Source organism: Aquimarina algicola (assembly GCF_006443095.1).
In the GTDB taxonomy this organism is placed as follows: Bacteria; Bacteroidota; Bacteroidia; order Flavobacteriales; family Flavobacteriaceae; genus Aquimarina; species Aquimarina algicola.
In genome coordinates, this window is sequence record NZ_VFWZ01000003.1 from 42,419 (window position 1) to 58,386 (window position 15,968).

Here is a 15,968-nt window from a genome sequence, read left to right on the forward strand (position 1 = left end):
TGTTTTTTTGAGTTAAGCAGCAAGTGCTGTATAGGCGAGTTGTAGTTTATCCAAGAGGATATCTATCACTCCGATAGGACTGATCATATCTTCATAGATGGCTTTACCAAATTCTTGTGGGGTATACCTTCCGAAAACAAATTCAGAATTTCCATCTTCGTGGGGGTGGTTGGTTAAAAAATACCCCAACAGCTCTATAGCTTTATATATCGGTTCGCTTTTGGCTTGTTGAAGGATCGTTTTAAACTCCTCGGCAATGGGTGTTCCTTTAATGGCATTACGCCATTCCAAGTACGGGATTTCGATGTTCTTGAATATCGGTACAAGGGTATAGTTGTACTTTTCTTTATCGGTCAATATCCGTTCGTAGGTGACTGTTCCAAAAGGGTATGCTCCATTAGGTTCATTGTATTCGATAAATCCGACTTGTGGATTACTCCCTGTACCATAGGCGCGCCCAAGCTCATACTGATAACGTTCATCACTGCTAGTGGTGCGCTCACTCCAATCTGACGCATTCTCTATTTCCCAATCTTCCAGTTCCCGTGAAGGGGCTTCTATTTTAATGCCATATCCATCCAGGACTTTTAGAAAGGCAAGGAGATTATTGTCCGATAGTGTTCCCACCATATCCCCGGCGTTTTGAATAAATTCAGGAAGCTCATCAGGGCTTTGCCCTTCCTGACGCATGATTAGCCCTCGGAGCGCTGCATCTAAAGGAAGTTGATACTGTTTTTTCTTTTTAATCAATACCTGAACATACCCCTCTTTCACTTTTTTAAACCGTATGCTCCCCGTATGGTCTTCAAAACTAGTATCGGTTTCTAAGGCTCGAATCGAGTTGATCCCTTCCGAAATCGGCATCAGTGCGAAAGGCGCTTCTTTTCTTCCAAAATCCCGTGCCATTAAAATGCCACTTTTAATCGTTCCGGTTGTGGTATTGTACTTAATCAGTTTGTTATATCGCCCTATTTCTTTGGAGACTGCTAAAATATTTTCCGTGAGGATAAACCGTTTTTCCCGTTTTAAAGATGCCTGCTTAATCAGCTCGTTCCAATTACTCGATACCTGTACGCGTTCTTCATCGGTAATCTCTTGGCTTTCTGCGTATATCCCGGCGAGATACTCTCTACAATATCTAAGGTCGTAGGTGACCGATTTGCGAGAATCTGCTACTGCAAAGTGAAAAGTGATATTGGCTAACGTATAGGGATTTTCATTTCTCCTCCCCATCTTTATTCCCGTAAAAAATCCAAAACTCCCTTCACGAATAGAGGATATTAATGGAACTTTAACGATATCGCCAACTTTCCAATAGCTTGCATATCGGGTGATGTGTTTTTGTATGGAAAGCAATTCTTTTTCCTGAATGGCAATCGCACTTTTTTTGTCTGTTATGCGTTCTTGTTGTCGTTCTCGTAACAGGGCAATCTTTTCATTGGCAGCTTCATCTGCTCCGGAACCTTCTTCCGGTAGTTGGGCAAGCTCTTTTTCCATCACTTCGATAATGTCCAGCAGTTTTGCTTTTCTGGAAGCAATAAGCTCAGGATACTCCTTTTCTAACTGCGCAAGAAAATCCTTTTGTAACTGTTTAGGCGTTTTCCCATCCAGTTGTTTGGTAATCCGCTCATCCACTTCCGCTTTGGTAAATGGACGTTCTAAATTGTTGATGATGGTTTTATCCCGAACGGTATTCTTTCCAAATGGGGTATTGCCCCCATTTCCCTGATAATGCAAAAACCGTTTTTGGATTTCTGCATCCAAGGGTAAAAATTCGGTTTCCAGATCGTATGTGCCTTGTTGCTTTTCAATAGCAACAAGGTGGTTATAGCGTGCAATCAGATCATTGAATAATTGTTCTTGTTCCTCTACATACAGGAGTCCTGCACGTCCGGTCACTTGTCGTATTGCCCCGACTTTTGTTTTTTTACGTTCTTCTTTTCCGCCCCATGTTTTTACATAAGTAGGTTTTCCAAGACGCTCGGACATCTGTGGATTATCATCGACCCATTGCCATGCTACTTCATCCCCATATTTGTTGAACAAGTCCGGGCTTTTAAAAGTATGTTCACTGGTATTCTGCGAACCCGTAGTATTGGCATCCAAAGATTTTAATTTCCCTTTGAGCATGGTCATTAACCGGACTTCCATTGGAATATCACTAGCCATATAGATATAGCCGGGCAAATTGACCTGTTTGGTACGGTTGATGCGTCCAATCTTTTGAATTTCAACATTGATATCCAATTCAAATTGATGACTGATCATAATCCGTTGACGTTGGTCTTTAAATTCTTCAGAAGAATGTGCCGATGCCCCTGTACTTCCGCTTTGATTGATCAGTAAAACATCATATTCCCCACTATTGAAAGATCGGAAGGATTCTTCCGTATCCCCTTTAAAAGCGCTTACAATGGCTTGGTCTTCCTCAAAAAACAACCGTTGGTTTCTTCCTGTAACTTCCGATACCCTAAAATGCTTGCCTTTATGCCCTCCGAGCGTTTCAGGTTTGGTTTCTTTCTGGATTAAATGAATCAGTTGATCGATAGGGCTTACACTAAGCCCCGAAGCTTCCATAAGCATTTCTCTTTTGATCCGATGGTATTCGTCAATACCCGGTTGTGGTAAGCTGGAAAGGTCTACTTTTCGTTTACTTTTCTTATTCTCAATATCGGTAAAACTATAGCCCAGTACACTATCCAAGCCTTTAATCAAACTTCTACTGAAATTCAATTCTTCCATTGGGATCACATCTCCTGACGATACTTTCATCTCTTTCAAAAAAGTACCCATCGTCGATTTAAAAGCAATGACCACTTTTTTATCTTGTCGCAACAATTCAAGGGTCTTTTTGGCTACTTCTTCAACCTTTAATGCAAAAAGCATTTGATCCACAATATTGAACACCCTAGAAAAATAAGGGGCTTGTTTTACCCCTAGTCCTTTAGGTTTTTGACTGACCGATTCGTCTACTTTTTTAGCTTGCCGATCAATGGTATCCAGGATATTGTCGACATAATCCCTTTCAAAGCGTACCACATCATTCATAAGGGTAATGATACGGTTCACGCGTTCCCGGTTTCGGCTACGGGCAGGTTCTTGATCTAAGGTGATGTATTGAATGTCAATGCCCTCACCGGAACGTTTACGACCAATGAGCTGTCCACTCTCCGATAGGTTAGATGCTGATATTTCCTGTAGGGCTAATCCTCCGCTGGTCATCGCACCAACCAAATCTTCATCACTCATTCCTGCTTCTTGGATAGCGGTCTTTTTCGCATAAAAAGGCATGACCTCCGGGTACTTCGCAAAGGTGGCACTTAAAAAACAACAAGCTTTTGTCATGGGCAGTACCTCCCGCATCCATTTTCCGATTTTAGAATCATAGCCCCCTGCCATATGAGATTCATCGAGGATAAAAACCACCTCTTTGTATTTCTTACTGCCTGGTACAGCCGATTTACAAATGTTTTTTAACCACTTCCGCTTAAACGGGTGTGCGCTTTGGATTTGTGAATAACTGGAAAAAATCACATTATACTCAGAAGGTAAGTAATCAATGGAATCCTGTATAGTAAGTTCAGGAGTGGTTTCGGGATCGGGAAAGGGCGTGTTTGTATTTTTATGCCACAAAATAGATTCTTGACTCTCTATGGGATAGGTCTTTTCATAGGTCAATAGCTCCATTTGTTGTTTCGCGCCAAGAGGACTAAACACGACGTGACCATCTTGATCTTTGACATTGGCTTTATCCACATTGAGAATAAAGGGGTTGATATCTTCAAAGGCAATCCCTTTTAAATCCCGGTATATATCAGTGAACAAATTTGGAGAACGGGTAATGAATATGGGCAAGTATCCGTTCATGATCGCATGGCGGATCACCGCTGCTGCCTGCCGACCTTTTCCAAGCCCCGTTTGATCAGCTATAATTACCCCTTGACCACGCTCAAATTGTTTTAAATAGAGCGCAACCCCATCGATCTGTTCTGCCGATAATGCCTTCCATAAGGCAGCACTGGAAACGTATTTCAGGGCATTACGAACATAATTATCAATATTTCCTTTTTCCTTAACAATACGGTTCAGGGCTTTCTGTGCTTCAAAAGCCATATTCTTAGGAATCAGGGTATCCATCACAAAGGAAGCCTTTGATTTTGGAACATAGCGAACTAAGGCAGTTTGAGCAGCTGCTAAATTGGCTACCTCTTGAGCTTCTTGGGTAAATTCTTCGGGTATTTCTGCAATTGTTTCTTCTGACATCTCTTTTAGGGTTTAATTATTGGTCTTGGCAGGCAAGCATTTCTAAATAGGTTCGTAGGGTCACTTGGGCATAGAGCTGCACAGCTTCTTCTTTATCGATCTCCCAAAACATTCGGGAATTCCCCGGTAGATGCTCATCCATCGTATCCCAATTCGTTTGTAACGTCCAAAGGGCTTTATGCATCGCATCACTTTGAAACAAAAAGGTGGCAATTTCATCTGTGGTATCGCCACTGTTATAGATAACACCCAAATATTCTTCGATCAGCATTATAGGATCATCTCCCTCTGCAATAGCGCGTTCGATTAGCTCATGCAATTGAATGTAAAGGGCAGACTCATGGTCGTCATAATTGGTAAATTCTTCAGGGTTGTAGACCATATATAAAATAGCTTCTGCCCTTGAAGTCATCAATTGATTGTTATAGAATATCATAGTTCGTTTCGATTTTAAGTTTTTGTAGTAATACGTCTATTGGGGTTTTGATATGGGGCTGTACCCGTTGCCACAATTCTTCAAAAGTGTTGACAACCACATCTAAACGCCCTGCTTGTTTTCGAGTGGGGGCGATAGCTCTATTGGTCGGTTTTCGCTTTCTTCCGCTAATGAGAACCAACATTGTTTTTGGGGTTGCGCCTTGTTTGTTGTAAAGCGTAAACCCGTCTAGGTTGATCACATCATCTACATGGTAATGCATATACAACCAATTGAAAAAGGGGCGCGCTTTTGCTATATATCCACGATCATCAAAGTAGATATGCCCCATTAAGAGTAAGGCTGCTTTTCCACTGTCCTTTAAGGTATCCAGGGCAATCCCTGACATGGCGTGTTCCAATCGCAATCGGTTTTTATCCAATCGCCTATAGCTATTAAAGAATTCACTGACAATCCATTTTTTTTCATTGACTTGGGCATCCCAACTGGCAAAAGGAGGATTGGTCACCATCACATCAAAAGCACGGGTCATTTGTTTTGGGAAGGGTTCGGCTGCATTCTGATAGGTGATTTTTGCAAAGCCTTGTTTTTCCAGAGATGCCCTGCGGTTGTTGTCAATTTCATTGACGTGGGTCTTTTTGGGGTCTGCGCCAAGGACTAATAGTCCGTTTCCGGCACTGGGTTCAAAGACCTTTTGGGCATTTACCATATCAGTGTATTCTGCTATAATCGCTCCTATAGGACAAGGGGTAGAATACTGTTTATAGAGTTCTTTACTGCTGTCGGAATAGGCATAACCGGGTTGCACTTCATCCCAAAAGGCAGTCATAGACTGCAATTTATATTCAAAAGAACCGGGTTGTTGATACAGCATTTTGTACCATAACAGCCAGCTTAGTTCTACCGCTTCCCATAGCATCCCCAAATTTGGTACGCCTGCTTCTGATTTGACTGCTTCTACCTGTTTTTTGGTCAGTCGCCTGCCTTCTATATAGTGATCGTGCATGATGGCAATGACCTTATCCAAATAATCGAGGGCATTGCCCTTTTTAATTGGGGGATCAGCGGTATAGAAAAAGTCTTCGATTAGTAATGATGCTACTTTTTGAACGGGCTGATCGGCATAATTCTCAATCATCCTGCCCTCTAATAATTGTTCTAAAATAGTGTCGCGAAAGACCTCAAACTGCTCATCAGTAAAGGTGTATGCTTTTTGGTGAACTTCTTTTAATAATGCTTCATAGAGTTCTTTTTGGAACAACTCTTGTTCTTCATAGAGGAACTCTTGCAAGGCATCGATCTCTGATCGAAGGGTGGTAATCTGTTCGGATAAAGATGTTTTAAGGGCTATACTCTCTTTATCCCGTTTGCCTTTCAATGTGACTAGTCGCTTTTCAAAAGCTTCAATACGCTTTTGATGGTCATTCTCAATATGGGTTTCATATTGCGCTTGCAAATCCCCCCAACGGGCATGTAAATCAAATACCTTACGATTCTGTTGATACACTTCTGTTCCCGTAAAAGGGATCGTAAAACCTTTTTTTACCAATAGGGTTCTGACATCAGTGTCTTGCTGCTCGTCCAAAGCAGCTTCAGAAATGTCCTCTTGTTCTGCTATGGATTCAGGAGGGGTGGCTACATTCATATAGTCACGAATCACCGTTTTAGAAGTTTGTGATGTAGGAGTATCAGGCTCTTTTTGGGTAGATGGATATGGGGCAATCGTGTAGGGCTTGATCAATACCGTTTCAGGATATGCAACCATATAACTCACTGCAGCACTTAGTTTCCCCGTTGTAATCGCACTCCCTGAATAGACAACCTCATTTTCTTCATTGGGTCTGAGGGTGTTTATAATAAGGGATTGTGTTTCTTTTTCAAATAAAAACCCGATCATATCCCGATCCGATTCGATAGTGACCTTGAGAACATTTAATGCTTCGGGTGGGGTGGTTTCATCTTTTGAGGATGCATAGGTAAAATGCAAGGTGTCCGGTTTGGCATCAATAAGGTGCTGAAACCGTTCGAGCAATTCCGCTTTAACCTGAGTCCATTTTTGTACAATGCGATATTTGGGATATGTAGGGATTTCAAGAGGGGGCAATGACAATGCATCGGTAAGTGGGGTGAAAAGATCAATAAACTGCTGTTGGGTTATCAATCGGTTTAGCTTTGATAAGGAGATTTCCTGCCTTTTTAGAAATTCCTGTACGGTTTTTTCAAAAGCATTTGTTTTTTGCGTGGTCAATACTTCATTAAATGTATTCCTTACATCTTGGATGATTTCTTTATCCTTTTCTACATCACTTTGTATGGCTAATGCATCTAATTGTTCACCTACTGTTTGTACAATTGTGGTCAGCTCGCTTTCATTTGAAGGGGTATCCGATACAACCTCTGAAATGGGCATTTCTATAAGGGTATCGGTTTCTTCTTTTGATTGTTCTTTTTTAGTACTTTGTTGTTGCGTTTTAGGATCGGAAATTTCAATCCCCAATTCTTTAGCGTATGCTATAGTGGCTTGTAATGCTTTGCCTAGTACGTTATTTTTTTTATCCTCATTGGATAGGATAGTATCTTTAACGCTGATCTGTGATTCGATGCGGGTGATCACTTCTTTAAAAGCAAGTTGTAAGGCTTCGTTTTTAGTGGTATAAGGAGTACTGCGATCACTAAGGGGAGACGAATTATCACTATAATCCCCAAAATTCTTTTGGGTACTCACCGCAAATCGATATTGGTCATTTTCATCATGGACTATTTGTATAGTCGCTTCATACTTGGCGGTTTTTGGAATGGGAATGTCAATACGCTCATAGCGATCTTTTGCAGTTTCTTCGGTATACACCCCGTTTTTATTGGTCAATTGTTGTGGTACGGGCTGTGCTGTCGTTGGTGTTTCAGCGATTATTTGTTGTTGTTCCGGGAGGATCACATCATCTTGAGCAAGCATTTTACGCGCACCGGAACGGTTATTTTTCGGAATAGCAGTCGCACTTTTAAAATTAGCCCCATACATTCGTTTTCCATATTGTTCAGCAATCATTATCGCAACGGAACGCCTGGGATCAAAAACCAGCTTCTTTTCGGTTTTAGAAATTCCTTGCTCCATAAATGTGAGGGTAGCAATAGAAAAATGACCTGAAGCAATGGAAGCTATTTCTGCCGTATAAGAGGGAATGATCGGAATAGCAGTATACTCACAATCTCCTAAAAGACACTGTTGAAGATCAGTGGCAAATTGAATATAGGTGGTTGCCAAACGTGCATGGAATACATTTGGAACAGAAGCATTACTCACAAACCCCAAACGCTTTAAATAGGTCTTTAGGGAAGTAGGTACTTCCTTGATAAAGTGCAGGCGTATTTTTTTACTTTGAGCATCGGTAGTGATGTTGATGTGATCTTCCATAAGTACTTTCTTTTTGGTGATGTATTTCGTACCTGTGGATATTTGGATATACCATTTTTAAAATGCCATTTTGGATATGCTATTGTAGGATTTCCAAAATACCATTTCCAAAACGCTGTAGTAGCATTTTTGGATATGCCATTTCCGATTTTTGGATATGCCATTACCAAATTGATTTTCAAATGGATATACTATTTTCAAATCTTTGGATATGCCATTTTCAAAAATGCCATTTTCGGGCATTGGATATCCCATTTCCAAAATGCTGCGGTAGGATTTCCAAAATACCATTTTGGAAATGCCTTGTCCAAAATCATCGTACCGAAATACGTACTGGAAAGTTCTTCTCTCTAGAAGTCACTTTACCCCCTCTTTTTTGAGGAAAGTTATATATCCTATCGGATGCCATTGACCGATAAAAAACAGGATCTTCCCACTGGAAGTCTCCTGTTTAGATATTTGAATGGGAAAGACCTAAAAAGTTAACAAAACAAAGCATTACGGAGGTCTTTCAGGATCAAATATAATAAGAGTTTTTCTGTTTTTTTGGTAAGGGTACGCCCAAAAGGTACGATCTCCTAAAGGGAATAGGACACCTACTATGGCATATCCCTTGATATATCAAAGCTCCCAATTTATACCCCCCGATAATACATACCATTTGAGGGGTACGAAATTAATTATAGGGGGGTATAAATAGAAAGCAAATCATACAGTCACATTGCGGGGGTAATGTCACTTTTATTTGTTAATTTTTAAAAGACATCAATGTAAAAGTAGTTACCCGTTATATCCGATATCGGTTATAATATATGCGGGTATAATCCCGATATCTTCGAGTTCCCAACTTCGGTGTTCGACTGTCCAGAAATGTTCTTGTTGCACCCATTCAAAGATGCACCTTTTTTGATTTTGATACATAAAATACTCCTGTGGTGTACAGGCAAACGTATCATTATCTTTACATTTCTTGAGAAAGTCCATTACCCGGATCGTATCGTTTACATCAGGAAGGGTTGGATAATCCCAATGTACCTTCCTAATCCGACGTTCTCCCGCACTGTAGAGTGCTGTTTCACCCCATTGTAGTGTGACATTAAAAAACCTCATAAAATTAATTGATTTGTGTTAGATAGATAGATTAAATGATTTGTGTTTCGATGTGTGTTTACGTTAAATGAAGTTCATTTTTATAGGATCAAAAACTTGGACTTATTGTGGGGTCTCCAATAATTTCTGATATCTTTTTTGGTTTTGTTCTTCCCAATTTCCATAATGTTCCGGTTTCCATTCGTTTTGTTTTTTATGCACGGAAATATGTCCGTTTAATTGTTTATTGTCAGCGAACCTTTTACCACATTCAGGACATTCAAAAGGGTGTGCCTCAAAATGTATGCCTGCTTCTATGGCGTGTTGTATGTGTATCGCTTTTTTTAGCGTCCCTGTAGCGTGTGGCATTTGTGGGATTGTTTTCTTTTTAATAAACAAATGCGTCAAGGCATACAGGGTCGCGGACAGATTGATGCAGACCAAAAGCCCACTCCAAATACTGTCCGGATTGTATAAATACACTAAATTATGCGCCAGCGTGGCGAAAAAGTATGCGAAAGCAGTACGAAGCCATCCCTTGCTGGTAAAGATCAAAATTGCAGTGTCCACGCCAATGGCATAACACCATGCAAACCAAGGGTTGTCGTAACGACTATGTACCTCGAAAACATAGAGTGTGTGTGCGATTTGTGGCATGAGCAATAACAGGATCACAAGCACCCCTGCAATATGATCTTTCAATACCCCCATCTAATATATGTCTTTACGTTTGTATTTGTTTCACGTTTTTTCCTAGTATTTTTCATAAATTATGTTAAAAAAATATTAATTAAAGATTTCCAGAAGCTCAGTGATATGTTCCTGTGAATAGGTACACCATTCTTTTGCATTTTCCATAAAGGTTTTTGCTAATGTATTTCGCAACCTTGGTTGTTCAATCAAGCGTGTTAACGCTTTGATCCAAGCGTCATGCGTTTGTGGAAATAACCCCTGGTCTTCAGGGAACAAATCTTCATAAACCATACACCCTTTGGAAATGACAGCAGGGATGCCCATATACGCAATTTCAAGTAAAATGGGATGGTCCAAAAGGCGATGGTACGCATCTTTTGGTTTGACCAACATGGCAATGTCAAGGTTTAAATTGTAAAGACAATTTAGATAACGGTCATAACGCATCGCAGGGTGGTATTCAATAGCAATACTTTGCAAAGGTTTGCTACCATCCGATAGTAGCCCACCCCATCCCAGTATAACAAATTGAACCGTATCCGGATACTTTTCCATTATTGCTTCCATAACAGGCAATAAAGCGATGATTTCATTAATATCCCTTACTTCTGTGATGATCCCGATACGAATGATAGTGGTATCAGAGGACTTTTGTTTTTCTATTGCTTCCCATCGAAGTGCTGAGAAATGAAGTTTTGTGAATAAGGTTGGAATGTATTCCAAATTTGGCATTTTTTCAAGTTGCTTTCGCGCCAGGAAATAGTTAAAATACGCATCTAAAAGGCGGTCATTGGAAAAGGTAAGCATATCCATTTGCAGCATATTCTGTTCAAGACTTTCTAGTTTCTTTTGATCTAGTTTTTTAGATAAAGGATCATGTTTAGAAAGGAAGTGAATAGGCGTATCGATATCCATAACCAATCGTAGTTTCGGGTGTATGGACTTGAAGGCTTTACAAAGATAATGCAGCGGTTGTGTGGTCATTGGAAAGATCATGTAATCCGCCCAAGCTGCCCATTGGTCTAGTTCCAATTCTTTGGATAGCGCAAAGGGTTTACTAAAATCTTCCTTGCCCAATCCTACAACATGCGTATCAAAAGTAGCATGAAAATATAAAAATCGGTAGGGTAATACCATTCGATAATAGCCTGATGCATTTTCTTTTGGGGCTACATAAAGGATATTAATAGTTCCCGGTGTGCGTTCACTCGATTGTTTAGGATCAATTTGAAAGAAAAGCTCTTGCGATTGTTGTGTACTCATATTCGTATTGATTTTTAGTGTGTATATGGTTTATATGTGATGTAAATGATGTGTTGATGTGAAGGGGATGATTAGCCTTCTTCGTCTTCGATATGGACTTCCTCGCCTTTCCGATATTTAGCCACTAAGGTGTTGCTCTTGCGGTGATAAATAAGGATCGTTCGTGCGCGTTGCCCAAAGAAGCGGACTAGTTTGCGATATCTCCAAAAACCAATGGAAGGGTCTTTATTGCGTGAATACGCGTGTCGCCAATCCCTCGAATAAAATGTACGTTTTGCACCATCAACGAAATAGACCCGCATGACGTGGGAAGAATCCCGAATGATCCGCCATCCTCTTCGTTTCTTCTTCGGTTTGTTCATCGGGTAAAATATTGAATGAGTACCGTTAAGGGAATGGTTTCTAAAACTGTATTTCCATTTACCGCATGTACGGATACCTGACCGTTTTGGGCAAGGATACAGACGTGAAATTGGTGATGCTCTTGCTTGTGTTGTCTCATCAGATCCGTGATCAGTCCAATAATCCTATCGGTCATTTTTTCTTCCATGCCGGGCATGCCCATTGTACCTGTAAAAAGTTCAATAAGTTCCTGAACCGAAATATCCTTAACGACTTTTCCTTTTTGATGCACACAAGTCTTGACTGTGTGTTGCTGCTTGAACATGCGGACAATGATCTGATCGGAAGGCAATCCGGTTTCTTTCGATAGTTTATCGAAATAGGCAACCACATTTCGGGTTACATTTTTTTCATAGCCAAAGACATCGATATGAATGTCGCTTACGGCTTTTTTAAGCTTTTGTTTCAAAGAGAAACGTTTATGGGTGTTCTGTTCCATTGTTGATTGATGATATTAATTTATGATCGTAAAATGTGTTGTACAGCACTTTCAAATTGTTTGGCTAATGCAGGTATTTTAAGTTTGTCAATCTCTTGTTGGCACTCCCGTAAGACTGTGATACGTGGTCGTCCTTGCCCGGTATCTTTCGCTTCGTTGCGTTTGAACTTTTGGATTTGTTGGCGCAATATCGATTGCAATTGCAACCTCTGGAGATAGATTTTATGTTTTTGATACCACCGTTTTGTACCTGCAAAACCATTTTTATTTTTTGGATCGAAATACTGATCCGGTAAGGTCACAAAACGTTCTTGTGGCTTTCTGGCAATATATTTCCGTGCCAGTTCGATACGGTCGCAATAGATTTCATGCGCTCTGGCTAGCTTCTCATTCGGCACGGGGCGATACCATTGATAGAGTAAAGCAATAGCAGTTTGGTGTTGATACGGGGTCAAAAGGGTGTCAGCATATAGTTTTTGACGTGCCAGCCCGTAGAGTTTTTTCGCATAGGACAGCAGGAAAGTGTGGCGGGTAGTGGCTTGATTTACATCGGCTTGGCTGATAGGTCGGGGAATTTTCGCGCCCCCTGGTTTACATAATGCCAAGCCCTGCCATCCGGCAGTAGCCATCATCCCGCCAGCAGCTTTCAACTGTGGATCAATTTGCGGAGCTTTCAACTGTGGGTATCCTGCAAAATCACTAAAAGTCGTTCGCGGTAGCGAACTCCTTTGATCCGTGTGGGTAGTCAAAACATTAGCTAACGCTAAAATGCCTGTATTTTTGAAGTTATCAACACCTATTAGTTTATTAGTTGAGTTTTTTTGATAGTTTCTAGCATCTCTATGAGGACACTTTGTCGCAGTGTCATTTGTAATCTCTTGTTTTTCAGCATCTTGAAATTTAGATGTCATTTCATCCATGATTGATTTTTTTGGCGTTGTTAACCCCTTTATCCACAATATTTTTGGGGTTATCCACAACTCGTAGGGAAACTTTGATCCGTGATTAATCTTTTTGGTAATGATCCCTGTTTGTAACAATCGCTTCAGATGGCGTTGAATGGTACGGGAACTCATTTTGGTAATTTTAGAGAGCTGTACATTATTAGCGCGCATAGAGGGAAGGTTATCTTCTTGTAATCGGGTGTGCTTGCTTGCTTTTAATAAAGCCCTTCCATACATGCGGACAATCTCCTTTGCAGTATGTAACATCGAGCCTTTTAAGGGTAAGGCATCAGCGGATAAAGTAGCATTATAATCGTCTACATACCGATCCAATTGTTTTAAGGTAATAGAATAATCAAGTAACATAATAATGTTTGTATTTGAGATGTGTTTTGAGCGTACTGCCCTAACACCCTTATCCTATGTAGGTAAAGATGCAGTAAGGCATGTACAATGATTGTTAAAATGAATAGGGTTACTTTGAACGGATCACAACCTTTAAAGCCCGCATTTTCTCATTAGGAACTCCGATACGCTCCCGTTGTCGGATACGTTCCTTGATGGTTTGGATAACCTCTTTCGCTTTTTGATTTCTGGTAGTTTCAAGTATCATAACATTGCCCCAAATTTGATGAATGACCATTGGAATAATTAGCTGAACAGTTGTTTTTGGTGCTGCATCACATCATGATATTTATGAGTGAGCTTCTTGTGTTGCTTTTTATGCTCGCTAATGATTTCTAAGCAAGCTTCAAATAATTTATCAAGATTGGTTTGTCGAATGGTATCCTGACGTAGAAACCGTTGAACGGTTGTGCGGGACAATCCGGTTTTCGCCATTAAGGGTTGAGTAGGACGTTTCTCTGCCTTTTTTACAGCAGCAATAGTTTTTTTAAGATGTTCCTCCGTATACATGAGCGTAAGGGTTTAAATGTAACAATGTGTGAATATCCTTCCGGATAGGTATATTTTAGGGCGCTGTAATAACAAAGGGGTAATTTTTGGGTCAGTACTGGGTCAGTACTGCTTCATTTTTGTGTTTTTTATGATTCATTTTTAATTTTTTTCATTACTTTTGAATCGAATTTAAAATAGCACATACGTACTATTAGATTCAAAGTACGGTTAAACCTCAATTATTTAAGGGTTTAACAAATGTATAGAATTAATTTTTAATTTTTACATTTAAATTTAATGTTTTTCATTTAAAATTAATTGAAAAACAAATAAAAAACTTAAAATCAAACAGTTACGATTTGATTTTTTTTACAAGTTAAAATAGCGATGAGAGATAACCCCATTTCAGAATGTGTAAACAGACAATTTTTTAAAGCGATCGAAGTGATCCGCGAACAATACGCCTTGCATAACCTTAAAAGCCTTAGCGATCATAGTATCGGACATATTATTTACGGTAGTAATGCTTATATAGTAGGTCAGGTACGGGAAGGAAAAAAACATTTACCGCATTCTGCAATGCTTAACTTCTCCAGATATTTCGATATTCCAATCAATTTTTTTTACGATGAAGATTTTGAGCTTGAACTGACTATAGGAGAAAATGACGTGCATTCAGGACGAATTTACAAAAAAGGTATTATTGTTTTAGTTAATGAAAAAATACAACAATTCATTTTTAATCGTAAAAACGATCAAAACATGAATAACCCTATAGTTAAAAATGCATTGAGTAACCTTCAGGAATCCTTGATTAAAGAGTTGAATGATGTCACTTTTGTCAAGGTGCAAAACAATGTCGTAAAAACCATTGAGCTTGCACTCAAAGCGTTTGAAATGAGTATGCAAACACTTTCAACTACTTCACTGCAAGAGGTTAAACCTAAGAATAATGATATATCCGATGATAAAGTTGCGTTATACAAGGAGTTATTGAAAGCCAATGAAGCAGTCTTGCAAGCTAAGGATAGTGAGAATACCACTTTAAAGAAATACATCGCTTCATTGGAACGTCAATTAGAAAATAGTTTGTTGCCATAATAAGATGGCTAATAGTTAGCTTTCAAAGTACAGAAAATACTTTATTTCAATTAAAAACAAATGCAAGTTACTGCTTAGTAACTTTATTTTATTATATTAGCTGCTCACATCAATCAAATTATTTAGATAATGACAGCTACTAAAAAAGTAGATTATGAGATCTACGACATTCTGTTGAATGAGCGACAATTTGAACTACGACCACAGAGAGGGGTTAGCTCAAGAAAATTAAACGGATGGATAAAAACAGGGCTCTTGGAAGATTCAAGAGCCTTTCCCGGTTCGGGGAATGTACATTATTTCAGTCCTCTGGAACTGGTATGGCTTGGGATTATTATCGATCTAAAAAAATTACAGGTATCCGGCAAGAAAATCAGAAATGCTAAAAAAGGGCTTTTTACCCCTTTTAAAGCCGGAAATAACAAACACTATCCAGCCTTGCAATATTATATGACTTATATATTTGAAGCGAATACAGCCGTTTATATTGTTTTAAATGATAAGGATGAATTATACGTGGTCAATGACAAAGAATACTTTACAAAAATCAAACGTGGGCATATTCAAAATCACATTTGTATTTATTTAAACAAACAAATTAAGGATGCTTTGCACGATGTGTATACGTATCCGGATTTTAAAGATTTTGAAGGACTAAATCCAAAAGAAATTAAGGTGCTTAATATTATACGAAGTAAAGTATATAAGTATATTAAAATTACGACCAGTAAAGGAGAGATGACCCGATTAGAAGGAGTCCAAGAAATGAAAAAGAATGAAAATTCATTAGCAAAGCTTCTTAAAAGCGGGGATTACCAAGATTTTGAAGTAAAGCAGCATAATGGAGATGTGGTTTTGATTACAAGAACCGTTAAAAAGAAGTTGTAAACATCTTGATATGAAACAAAACAATACTAAAATCCGCGCTGATCCGTAACCAAACTTTTAATCATGCAATTACAGTTTTTTGTGATCTTTATTCACTTACTATACATTCATCCTTTCCTTATGCTAAAGGATACCTCAAAA

At 39.3% G+C, this 15,968-nt stretch carries 12 protein-coding genes; 3 read left to right on the top strand and 9 right to left on the bottom strand.

Annotation, left to right across the window (positions count from 1 at the left end; all coding sequences use genetic code 11):
- Positions 1–12: 12 nt before the first annotated feature.
- From FHK87_RS11060 to FHK87_RS11070, 3 genes are read right to left on the bottom strand one after another with little or no spacing between them, the layout of a single operon-like run.
- Complete coding sequence (locus FHK87_RS11060) at positions 13–4,263, bottom strand: strawberry notch C-terminal domain-containing protein (RefSeq protein ID WP_140592794.1); 4,251 nt, start codon at positions 4,261–4,263, stop codon at positions 13–15.
- Positions 4,264–4,279: 16 nt separating this feature from the next.
- The gene (locus FHK87_RS11065; protein WP_226294203.1) at positions 4,280–4,675 is read right to left on the bottom strand and encodes a hypothetical protein; all 396 of its coding nucleotides are present in this window, start codon (positions 4,673–4,675) and stop codon (positions 4,280–4,282) included.
- Positions 4,676–4,685: 10 nt separating this feature from the next.
- The gene (locus FHK87_RS11070) at positions 4,686–8,111 is read right to left on the bottom strand and encodes a hypothetical protein (RefSeq protein WP_140592796.1); all 3,426 of its coding nucleotides are present in this window, start codon (positions 8,109–8,111) and stop codon (positions 4,686–4,688) included.
- 42 nt (positions 8,112–8,153) lie between these two features.
- Here FHK87_RS11070 and FHK87_RS11075 point away from each other — a divergent pair, with 42 nt between their 5' ends.
- Positions 8,154–8,465, top strand: coding sequence for a hypothetical protein (locus FHK87_RS11075; protein WP_140592797.1), 312 nt, complete (start codon positions 8,154–8,156; stop codon positions 8,463–8,465).
- A gap of 426 nt (positions 8,466–8,891) precedes the next feature.
- Here the strand turns inward: FHK87_RS11075 and FHK87_RS11080 are convergent, their stop codons facing one another.
- From FHK87_RS11080 to FHK87_RS11105, 6 genes are all read right to left on the bottom strand, one after another.
- On the bottom strand, positions 8,892–9,221 hold the full coding sequence (locus tag FHK87_RS11080; protein WP_140592798.1) for a hypothetical protein: 330 nt from the start codon (positions 9,219–9,221) through the stop codon (positions 8,892–8,894).
- 102 nt (positions 9,222–9,323) lie between these two features.
- The gene (locus FHK87_RS26210; protein ID WP_226294204.1) at positions 9,324–9,569 is read right to left on the bottom strand and encodes a C2H2-type zinc finger protein; all 246 of its coding nucleotides are present in this window, start codon (positions 9,567–9,569) and stop codon (positions 9,324–9,326) included.
- A 417-nt stretch (positions 9,570–9,986) separates the two neighbouring features.
- Positions 9,987–11,156: a glycosyltransferase gene (locus FHK87_RS11090; RefSeq protein WP_140592800.1), complete on the bottom strand. Its 1,170-nt coding sequence runs from the start codon at positions 11,154–11,156 to the stop codon at positions 9,987–9,989.
- A 358-nt stretch (positions 11,157–11,514) separates the two neighbouring features.
- On the bottom strand, positions 11,515–11,997 hold the full coding sequence (locus FHK87_RS11095; RefSeq protein WP_140592801.1) for a hypothetical protein: 483 nt from the start codon (positions 11,995–11,997) through the stop codon (positions 11,515–11,517).
- A 20-nt stretch (positions 11,998–12,017) separates the two neighbouring features.
- Complete coding sequence (locus FHK87_RS11100) at positions 12,018–13,307, bottom strand: winged helix-turn-helix domain-containing protein (RefSeq protein WP_140592802.1); 1,290 nt, start codon at positions 13,305–13,307, stop codon at positions 12,018–12,020.
- 285 nt (positions 13,308–13,592) lie between these two features.
- Positions 13,593–13,856: a hypothetical protein gene (locus FHK87_RS11105; RefSeq protein ID WP_140592803.1), complete on the bottom strand. Its 264-nt coding sequence runs from the start codon at positions 13,854–13,856 to the stop codon at positions 13,593–13,595.
- Between the two features lie 369 nt (positions 13,857–14,225).
- Here FHK87_RS11105 and FHK87_RS11110 point away from each other — a divergent pair, with 369 nt between their 5' ends.
- Both FHK87_RS11110 and FHK87_RS11115 read left to right on the top strand, forming a co-directional pair.
- On the top strand, positions 14,226–14,939 hold the full coding sequence (locus tag FHK87_RS11110; RefSeq protein ID WP_140592804.1) for a hypothetical protein: 714 nt from the start codon (positions 14,226–14,228) through the stop codon (positions 14,937–14,939).
- A gap of 129 nt (positions 14,940–15,068) precedes the next feature.
- The gene (locus FHK87_RS11115) at positions 15,069–15,827 is read left to right on the top strand and encodes a MerR family transcriptional regulator (RefSeq protein ID WP_140592805.1); all 759 of its coding nucleotides are present in this window, start codon (positions 15,069–15,071) and stop codon (positions 15,825–15,827) included.
- Positions 15,828–15,968 lie beyond the last annotated feature (141 nt).